At 68.7% G+C, this 9075-nt stretch carries 9 protein-coding genes; 2 read left to right on the forward strand and 7 right to left on the reverse strand.

What is annotated here, in order from left to right; genetic code table 11:
- The 3 genes from EQG76_RS12890 to EQG76_RS12900 all read right to left on the reverse strand — a co-directional run.
- The coding region (locus EQG76_RS12890; protein ID WP_159713929.1) for an AI-2E family transporter at window positions 1–526 on the reverse strand (526 nt) is incomplete at its 3' end.
- Window positions 527–598: 72 nt separating this feature from the next.
- The gene (gene hmpA, locus EQG76_RS12895; RefSeq protein ID WP_159713931.1) at window positions 599–1810 is read right to left on the reverse strand and encodes an NO-inducible flavohemoprotein; all 1212 of its coding nucleotides are present in this window, start codon (window positions 1808–1810) and stop codon (window positions 599–601) included.
- Between the two features lie 30 nt (window positions 1811–1840).
- The gene (locus EQG76_RS12900; RefSeq protein ID WP_159713933.1) at window positions 1841–2116 is read right to left on the reverse strand and encodes a DUF1971 domain-containing protein; all 276 of its coding nucleotides are present in this window, start codon (window positions 2114–2116) and stop codon (window positions 1841–1843) included.
- Window positions 2117–2206: 90 nt separating this feature from the next.
- Here EQG76_RS12900 and EQG76_RS31705 point away from each other — a divergent pair, with 90 nt between their 5' ends.
- Complete coding sequence (locus EQG76_RS31705; protein WP_200840779.1) at window positions 2207–2473, forward strand: helix-turn-helix domain-containing protein; 267 nt, start codon at window positions 2207–2209, stop codon at window positions 2471–2473.
- A gap of 128 nt (window positions 2474–2601) precedes the next feature.
- Entirely contained in the window at window positions 2602–3906 is a 1305-nt protein-coding gene (locus EQG76_RS12910) for an adenylosuccinate synthase (protein ID WP_159713935.1), read from the forward strand.
- Between the two features lie 9 nt (window positions 3907–3915).
- Here the strand turns inward: EQG76_RS12910 and EQG76_RS12915 are convergent, their stop codons facing one another.
- The 4 genes from EQG76_RS12915 to EQG76_RS12930 form a co-directional block, all read right to left on the reverse strand.
- A complete protein-coding gene (locus tag EQG76_RS12915) occupies window positions 3916–5133 on the reverse strand; it encodes an MFS transporter (protein WP_159713937.1) in 1218 nt (405 codons plus the stop codon).
- 2 nt (window positions 5134–5135) lie between these two features.
- A complete protein-coding gene (locus tag EQG76_RS12920) occupies window positions 5136–6401 on the reverse strand; it encodes a M16 family metallopeptidase (protein ID WP_159713939.1) in 1266 nt (421 codons plus the stop codon).
- Window positions 6398–7786: a threonine synthase gene (gene thrC, locus EQG76_RS12925; protein WP_159713941.1), complete on the reverse strand. Its 1389-nt coding sequence runs from the start codon at window positions 7784–7786 to the stop codon at window positions 6398–6400. The genes EQG76_RS12920 and thrC overlap by 4 nt, the downstream gene beginning before the upstream one ends.
- 23 nt (window positions 7787–7809) lie before the next feature.
- A partial coding sequence (locus tag EQG76_RS12930; RefSeq protein ID WP_159713943.1) for a carboxypeptidase M32 occupies window positions 7810–9075 on the reverse strand: 1266 nt, incomplete at its 5' end.

Genomic DNA, 9075 nt, shown 5'->3' on the forward strand with positions numbered 1-9075 from the left:
CGGGCAGCAGGAAGAACAGCAGATAGAGCATGACGAACAAGTCGATGACGAAATCGGCCGTGTTCTGGCCGATATTGATCACCTGGGTGGCGACGAACTGGCTGCCCCACATCAGGGCGGCGGACAGCCTTTCGCGCACCGCGTCGAAATCGGTCAGCCCGAAGCGGTCCAGCAGCCCGGTCGCCCAGCCGGGCAGCGCGTCGTGGACCGTCTGGAAGAACCCGCTGAAGTTCAGGCTGCCCGACCGCATCCCCTCATAGATGCCGGCCGCTTCCTGCAGCAGCATCAGGGCGATCAGCGTCACCGGCAGGATCACCATCACCAGGATGATCGCCTCGGTGACGAGTGCCGCCAGCGTGCGCCGCTGCCCCATCGCCCGCACCAGGCGCCGGTAGAGTGGTGCAAACAGGATCGCGATGACGGCGCCCCACAAGACCGCCCCGTAGAAGGGCTGGACGATCCAGAAGAATGCCAGCGAGGTCACGACGAGCAGGAACAGGAAGGCTTTGTCTTCGATGGCGGTCAAAGCCGGTCCCTCGTCGGTGACGTCGCCGGCTTCGCCCCGGCCATTGCGACGCAAAGGATCGCCTGTTTCTCCTCAGGCCGCCAGCAGCTCGTCCGCCGGACCGAAGAACTCGTAGTGGATGCGGGTGCCCGGCACCCCGGACCGGGACAGGGTGGAGACGAAGTTGCGCAGGAACGGGCGCGGCCCGCACAGATAGTAATGGGCCTCGTCCAGGGGTGTGTGCTCGGCCAGCCACTCGCCGGTAATCAGCCCGGCATGGTCGTAGTCCCTGCCCCGGACGTCCTCCGTCCGCGGCTGCTCGAAAAAGTTGGTGGCCTCGATCCCGCCGTGCCTCGCCGTGAGCTCCCGGACATGGGCGCTCATGGCATGGGTGGAGCCATCGCGCGTGCCGTGGACGTAGAGGGCGCGGGTCTCGGGAAGCCGTGCCGCGATCATTTCCAGCATGCTCATCATCGGCGTGAGCCCGACACCGCCGCTCAGCAGCACCACCGGGCGGTCGGGATGCTGCGGCAGGAAGAACTCGCCGGCCGGCGGGGCGACCTTCAGCACCGTGCCGACCTTCGCCTGGTCGTGCAGCCAGCCCGAGGCGGCACCCATCGGCTCGCGCTTCACTGAGATGCGGTAGGTCTCGCCGTTCGGCGCAGACGAGATGCTGTAGTTGCGCTTGAGCGGCGGCTGGCCAGGGATCTCCAGCCAGAAGGTCAGGTACTGGCCGGGCCCGTGGCGGATGACTGGCCGGCCATCGCTCGGCCGCAGCAGGAAGGAGGTGATGATGGCGCTCTCCTGCCGGCGCTCCTCGATGACGAAGCTCCGCCAGCCCTTCCAGCCGCCCTCGGCCGAGGCCAGCTTCCCGTAGAGCATCTTCTCCCGCGCGATCAGGATGTCGGCGAGAAACCAGTAACCCTTGCCCCAGGCCGCCAGGATCTCGTCGGTCGCGGCCTCGCCCAGCACGTCCTTGATGGCGCCGAGCAGCGCATCGGCCACGTAAGGATAGTGCTCGGGCAGGATCTGCAGGCCGACATGCTTCTGCGCGATCCGCTCGACCGTGGCCGCCAGGGGCACCAAGTCGTCGATGTTCTTGGCATAGGCGAGGATCGCGTTCGCCAGCGCCTTCGGCTGCGAACCGGCATCGCCATGATGCGACTGGTTGAACAGGTCGCGGATCATCTCGTTCTGGAACATCCGCGCATACATGGCGCGGGTGATCTCCAGTCCATGGGCTTCCAGGGCCGGTACGGTGGCCTTGATGAGGGCGCGGCTACGTTCGCTTACGGTCTTCGACATTCGTCGCTTCCGGGCATCTGCGTTGGAGGGTCAGGGCTGCGGCGGCTGGTCGTAGAACTCGATCCGCATGAGGATCGACCCGATCGGCTCGACAGAATGGGTCTCCTGGGGATGCACCAGCGCCGGCGCGTCGCTGGTGACGGTCAGCGTCTCGCCACGCTCCGCGAAGGTCAGCCTGATCTCCCCGGCGATCACCCTGATCAGTCCCCACACGCCGGGCCTGGTCCGGTGCTCGGCACGCAAGCCGGCAGGCAGGGTGGTCTCGTCGAAGAGCGGGCTCGTGCGGCGGGGCTGAACGGCGGTCATGGCGGACGGCCTTATCTAAATCATGTGTCCGCCATACCGAGGAAGGCTTCGACCTGGTCGACTGCACGAGTTGCGTGATCGCACCCGCCTGTGGCCTGGCCCTCGGTGCTGGGCGAGGCGCTGGCCGCATTCCTCGCCGTGCTGGACCGCTACAGCCTGGCGGATCTCCTCAGCCGGCGCGCCGACATGCTGGCCCTGTTCCGCCAGGACCCGCCCTCCCCGGGGCAGACCGCCGCTTCATCCACCAGGCCGCTTCATGCTATGGATGGCCCGGTGCGCACGGCGGACGGGCAGGGAGTTGCCGGGCAGGTAGCCTGCGAAGTCGAATTGCACGAACGAACCCGAGGAACCGGCTGAAATCAGCTAGTTGAGAGATTTTCGACACTCGGCCGCAGCCGGGTGCCGACTGCCGGACGCTATCAAGCTGGCACCGTCGCCTCACCTGCGCTACCAGCCTGCCGTCAAGAACGTCAGGATGCCTCGAGATGGCCAATGTCGCCGTGATCGGCGCCCAGTGGGGTGACGAGGGCAAGGGCAAGATCGTCGACTGGCTCTCCGAGCGGGCCGACGTGGTGGTCCGCTTCCAGGGTGGCCACAATGCCGGCCACACGCTGGTGGTGGACGGCCAGACCTACAAGCTCTCGCTGCTGCCCTCGGGTGTGGTCCGCCAGAAGCTGTCGATCATCGGCAACGGCGTGGTGGTCGATCCTTGGGCGCTGCTCGCCGAGATTGATCGGCTGCGCGCGCAGGGCGTGGCCGTCCGCCCAGAGACGCTGCGCCTGGCCGAGAACGCGTCCCTGATCCTGCCGCTCCATGCCGAGCTTGACCAGGCGCGCGAGCAGGCGCGGGCCGCCTCCAATATCGGTGCCGGCAAGATCGGCACGACCGGCCGCGGCATCGGCCCAGCCTACGAGGATAAGGTCGCCAGACGGGCCATCCGGGTCTGCGACCTGACCGACCAGACGCTGCTGGAGGGCAAGGTCCACGACCTGCTCCTGCACCACAACGCGCTGCGCCGCGGCTTCGGCATCCCTGAGGTCGAGCCTGCCGACCTTCTGGCCTCGCTCACCAGCCTGGCACCCAAGCTCCTGCCGTTCTCCGAGCCGATCTGGCTGCGCCTGGCCGAGCTCAAGCGGGGCGGGCGGCGCATCCTGTTCGAGGGCGCTCAGGGTGCGATGCTCGACGTCGACCACGGCACCTATCCCTTCGTCACCTCGTCCAACACCATGGCCGGCATGGCTGCCACCGGTTCCGGGCTCGGGCCCGACGCGGTGGGCTACGTGCTGGGCATCTGCAAAGCCTACACCACCAGGGTCGGCTCCGGGCCGTTCCCGACCGAGCTGCACGACGAGATCGGCAAGCGCTTAGGCGAGCGCGGCCACGAGTTCGGCACGGTCACCGGCCGGCCCCGGCGCTGCGGCTGGTTCGACGCGGTGATGGTCCGCCAGGCGATCAAGGTCGGCGGCATCCACGGCCTGGCACTCACCAAGCTCGACGTGCTGGACGGGCTCGAAACCATCAAGATCTGCACCGCCTACAGCCTGAACGGTCAGATCCTCCACCACCTCCCGTCCAACCCGGCCGCCCAAGCCGCGGTGCAGCCGATCTTTGAGGAGATGGAAGGCTGGCAGGAGAGCACGGCGGGGGCGCGGCGCTTCGCCGACCTGCCGGCTGCGGCGATCAAGTACGTCAAGCGGCTGGAGGAGCTGGTCGAGGCGCCGGCCGCCCTGATCTCGACCAGCCCGGACCGCAACGACACGATCCTGGTGACCGACCCGTTCGCTGACTGACCGGAGCCGTCAGCCGTCCTTCAAGATCCGGATCAGCCGCCAGGCCCAGAAGCTGCCGGCGAGCAGCACCAATGCTGAGGCCGTGAGGGCGACACCCACGTCAAACAGATGGGCGAGCTCGCCCCACAGCCAGCTCCCGGCTGCCATCGAGCCGAAGGTGATGGTCTGGTAGATGGCGAGCTGGCGGGCCTCCAGGCCGGTGGCCGAGGCCCGCTGCACGGCGATGTTGAACGTGGAGAAGGACCCGAGCCAGGCGACGCCGGACAGCGCCAGGGCGACCGCCAGGACCAGGAGGTCTGCCGAGAACGCGATCAGCAGGGTACCCAGGACGAGCTGCAGGCCGAGCCAGGTGACCACGACCCCGCTGCCGAACCGCCGCCTTGCCGGGTGCACCAGGAAGGCGCCGCCCATGGCCCCGATGCCGAAGGCGCCCAGCAGCAGGCCGAAGGTCACCGCATCGCCGGCCAGCCGGTCGCGGGCGATCAGCGGCAGGAGCCCCTGGATGCTGGACGCGCACAGGCTGAACACCGCGCAATAGAGCAGCACGGCGCGGATCTTCTCGCTCTCCCTCGCAAAGCGGAGCCCGTCGCCCAGGGCGCGGCCCATCCGGCCGCGGACCGGCGTGCGCACGGGCGGCCGCCGCCACAGGGCCAGCACCAGCAGGAGCGGCAGGTAACAGAAGGCGTTGGTGAAAAAGGCCGCTTCCGCCCCGATCGAAGCCACCAGGAGGCCGCCGAGCGCCGGGCCCACCGTACGGGCCAGGTTGAAGCTGATCGCGTTCAACGTCACCGCCGCGGCCATGGCCGGGACCGGCACCGCCTCGCGTACGATGGTCTGGAAGGGCGAGTTGGCGAACGCGCTGCCCGCCCCCAGGAGGAAGGTGAAGGCCAGAAGCAGGACCGGACCGGTCAGGTCGAAAAAGGTGCAGATCCCTAAGAGGAAGGCTGCCAGCACCATGATGGTCTGGCCGAGCATGCAGACCCGGCGGCGGTCGCCGACATCGGCCAGCACGCCCGCCGGCAGGGCCAGGAGCAGGATCGGCAGGAGCAGGGCGGTCTGGACCAGCGCCACCCAATCGGCGGTGCCGACCAGCTCGGTCATCAGCCAGGCGGCTGCCACCGACTGGATCAACCAGCCGAAATTGCTGACCATGTTGCCGAGCCACAGGCGGCGGAACAGCGGCACCGCGAGCGGTGCGCCTAGTCCCTCCCCTGTGTTCTTGGTCATGCTCAGTGCCGCAGGCGCGTCGTCAGCAGGTCATGGGACGGCAGCCGCGCGCACGGGCCCAGCGCCGTCACGGCCGGGACCGGGTCATGGAACAGTCGCCGGGCGAGCCGGCGGATGTCGTCGAGCGTGACCGCGTCGATCCGGGCCAGGATCTCCTCGCGCGGGATCCGCCGACCGAAGGTGAGGAGCTGGCGCGCCACCTCCTCGCAGACTCCGGCGCAGTGCTCCAGGCTCATCAGCAACCCGGCCTTGGCCTGGGCCTTGGCGCGGACCAGCTCGGCCTCACCGATCCGGTCGGCCGAGCCCGCCAGCTCGTCGGTCAGCACCCGGGCCAGCTCGTCCAGGTCCCCTTCGCCGGTGCCGGCATAGACCCCGAACGTGCCGCTGTCCGGGAAGGCATTAACGAAGCTGAACACCGAATAGGCCAGCCCGCGCTTCTCGCGCACCTCCTGGAACAGGCGTGAGGACATCCCACCGCCCATGATCGCGGAGTAGAGGTTCAGCGTGTAGATGTCCGGGTCGTGGCAGGTCAGCGCCTCCACGCCCAGCACGAGATGGACCTGCTCCAGCTCGCGCTCCTCGCGCAGGTCGCCGCCCCGGTAGCTCCCCTTGACGAACGGCAGGGGCGGCCGGCGCTCGAGGTCGCCGAACCAGCGCTCGCCCAGCTCCACCAGCCGGTCGTGCTCGACCTTGCCGGCCGCGACCAGGATCATCTGCTCCGGGCCGTAATGATGCATGTGCTCCGCCAGGACCGACCGCGGCATCGATTCCACGATCTTGGGCGGGCCCAGGATCGAGCGGCCGAGCGGCTGGTCCGGATAGGCGGTCTCCTGCCACAGGTCGAACACGAGGTCGTCCGGCGTGTCCTCGACCTGGCCGATCTCCTCCAGCACGACTTTGCGCTCGCGCTCCAGCTCCGCCTCGTCGAGCGTCGAATGCTTGACGATGTCCGCCAGGATCTCGGTGGCGAGCGGCAGGTCCTCGCTCAGGATTCGGGCGTGGTAGGCGGTGTGCTCGCGCGAGGTGTAGGCGTTGAGCGATCCGCCGACATCCTCGACCGATTCGGCGATCTCCTTGGCCGAGCGGGTCTCCGTCCCCTTGAACGCCATGTGCTCCAGGAGGTGCGAGACGCCGTTCACCTCGGCCTGCTCGTGCCGCGTGCCGACATCGACCCAGACACCCACGGCGCTGGTGAGCAGGTGCGGCATTGGCTCGCTCGCGATGCGCATGCCGTTCGCGAGGCGGGTCAAACGGAAAGTCTCGGTCATGCCGTCTTTCGGATATGGTCCTGGATGATGCCGAGTTCGGCGGGCAGCACGTGGTAGCGCTCCTCGCGTTCGAAAAGGCCGGCCATGGACTCGGGCAGCACCGGACGGCGGCCGATCGCGGCTTCCACCGCGTCGGGGAACTTGGCGGGATGGGCGGTGGCGAGCGTCACCCGGGCGGCACCCTCTGGCAAAGCCGCCCGCGCTGCGGCCACGCCCACGGCGGTGTGCGGGTCGATGACGATGCCGGTATGGCGGTACACCCGGCGGATCGTCCCCTGCACCGCCGCCTCGTCGACCGCATGGCCGGTGATCAGGCCCTGCGCCTTTTTCAGGCGCTCCGGCTCCACCTCCAGTGCTCCTTCGGCCGCAAACCGTTCCATCTGCCGGACCAGCCGGGCTGGCTCGCGGTCCTCAAGCTCGAACAGGAGCCGCTCGAAATTGCTGGCGACCTGGATGTCCATGGATGGGCTCGTGGTCGGCATCACGTTGCCCTTGGCGTAGCGCCCGGTCAAAAGGAAGCGCGCCACGATGTCGTTGCTGTTGGTGGCCGCCACCAGGCCTGCCACCGGCAGGCCCATCGCCTTGGCGATGGTCCCGGCATAGACGTCGCCGAAATTGCCGGTCGGCACGGCGAACGCCACCGGCCGCGCGAGCCCGCCCAGCCGAAGCGTGGCGTGAACATAGTAGACTGCCTGGGCGGCCAGCCGGAACCAGTTGATCGAGTTGATCGCCGCCAGCCGGTGCGCCTCGCGGAAGGCTTGGTCGTTGAACATCCGCTTCACCAGCGCCTGGCAGTCGTCGAACGTGCCCTCCACGGCGATGTTGACGACGTTGTCCGCCAGCACCGTGGTCATCTGCCGGCGCTGCACCTCGGACACGCGGCCCTTGGGATGGAGGATGACGATCCGCATGTTGGCGCGGCCGGCACAGGCGGCGAGTGCCGCAGAGCCAGTATCCCCTGAGGTGGCGCCCACAATGGTGATGGTCTCGCCACGGCGCCGCAGCACGTGCTCGAACAGCCGGCCGAGCAGCTGCAGGGCGAAGTCCTTGAAGGCGAGGGTCGGCCCGTGGAACAGCTCGAGCAGCCAGTCGTCGTCGCCGATCTGGACCAGCGGTGCCGTGGCGGCATGGCTGAAGCCGGCATAGGTCTTCGCGACCATGACCCGGAACTCAGCTCGCCCGACCGTCCCTTCGACGAACGGCCACAGCACTGCCTCGGCCGTCTCGGCATAGGGTCGGCCGGTGAGCCCCGCGAACTGGTCCGGCGTCAGCTTCGGCATGGCGCTCGGCAGGAACAGGCCGCCATCCTCGGCAAGTCCCGCCAGGAGCACCTCCTCGAACGGGCGCACGCCGGCACCACCGCGCGTGCTGATATAGGCGACCATGCTGCGTTCCGATCCCGTGCTCGTCATCCGCCGCTGAGATAGCGTGCCTGGAGGTGGTCGAGGAAGGCTTGTGGCCCCAGCTCCTCCCCCGTCACCCGGCGCAGCAGTTCGTCATAGGTGTAGCGGCAGCCCTGCTCGTGGATGTTCCGCCGCAGCCAGGGCAGGATCTCGCGGAACGAGCCCTGGCCGAGCTGGTCATGGGCGTCCGGGATCTCCTGCAGCATCGCTCGGAACAACTGGGCCGCCATCAGGGCGCCCAGTGTGTAGCACGGGAAGTAGCCGAACGCGCCGACCGGCCAGTGGATGTCCTGCAGGCAGCCCTGGCGGTCGTCCGGCGGCACGATGCCGAGCAGCTCGCGCATGCCCTCGTTCCAGGCCTCCGGCAGGTCGGCCACCGCCAGCCTGCCTTCGATCATGGCCTTCTCCAGCCGCCAGCGCAGGACGATGTGCAGCGGGTAGGTGGTCTCGTCTGCATCGACCCGGATGAAGCCCTTGGCGACATGGTTCACCAGGAGGCCCAGGTTCGCCGCGGACAGTGCCGGGTCGTCCGCCCGGCCAAACGCGCTGCGCGCGCGCTCGGCGAGATAGGCCACGAAGGGCTGCGAGCGGCTGGCCTGCATCTCCATGAACAGCGACTGGCTCTCATGGACGATCATGCCGCGCGCGTCGCCCACCGGCTGGTGCCGCCAGGCTCGTGGCTGGCCCGCGGTGTAGAGGGCGTGGCCGGTCTCGTGCAGCACGCCCATCATCGCCTGGAGGAAGCTGTCCTCGGTGTAGCGGGTGGTGATGCGCACGTCGCCGGGAATGCCGCCGGAAAAAGGATGCGCGCTCTCGTCCAGCCGGCCCTCGTCGAAGTCGAACCCGATCGCTGCCATCAGTTCGACGGCCAGCGCCTTCTGCCGCTCGACCGGGAACGGTCCCTTGGGCTCCAGCGGCTGGCCCTGGCGCGCCAGGGCTGCGGTCGAGATCGCCGGCAGCTCGCGGCCCAGCCGATCGAAGATCGGCTCGATCGTGGCATCACGCAGACCTGCCTCGTAGAGGTCGAGCAGTGCGTCATAGGGCGACAGGCCCTGGGTGGCGGCCAGTGCCTGGGCCTGCTCGCGGACCAGGCGCACGACCTCCTCCAGCGACGGGCGCAGTAGGGCGAAGCTGCTGTTCGCTCGTGCGTCCCGCCAAATCATCTCGCAGGCCGTGGTCGCGCGCGCCATGGCTTCGACCAGCTCCGGCGGCGTGGCGGTGGCTTGGCCGTGGCGGCGGACCATCTCGGCGAGGTTGGCCCGCTGCCAGGC

This window comes from Geminicoccus flavidas, from assembly GCF_009806515.1.
In the GTDB taxonomy this organism is placed as follows: Bacteria; Pseudomonadota; Alphaproteobacteria; order Geminicoccales; family Geminicoccaceae; genus Geminicoccus; species Geminicoccus flavidus.

Excerpts from the sequence above, each read along its gene's own strand:
- EQG76_RS12920 (WP_159713939.1), bottom strand. The coding sequence starts at position 6,401 with ATGACCGAGACTTTCCGTTTGACCCGCCTCGCGAACGGCATGCGCATC.
- hmpA (WP_159713931.1), bottom strand. The coding sequence starts at position 1,810 with ATGTCGAAGACCGTAAGCGAACGTAGCCGCGCCCTCATCAAGGCCACC.
- EQG76_RS12910 (WP_159713935.1), top strand. The coding sequence starts at position 2,602 with ATGGCCAATGTCGCCGTGATCGGCGCCCAGTGGGGTGACGAGGGCAAG.
- thrC (WP_159713941.1), bottom strand. The coding sequence starts at position 7,786 with ATGGTCGCCTATATCAGCACGCGCGGTGGTGCCGGCGTGCGCCCGTTC.
- EQG76_RS12900 (WP_159713933.1), bottom strand. The coding sequence starts at position 2,116 with ATGACCGCCGTTCAGCCCCGCCGCACGAGCCCGCTCTTCGACGAGACC.
- EQG76_RS12915 (WP_159713937.1), bottom strand. The coding sequence starts at position 5,133 with ATGACCAAGAACACAGGGGAGGGACTAGGCGCACCGCTCGCGGTGCCG.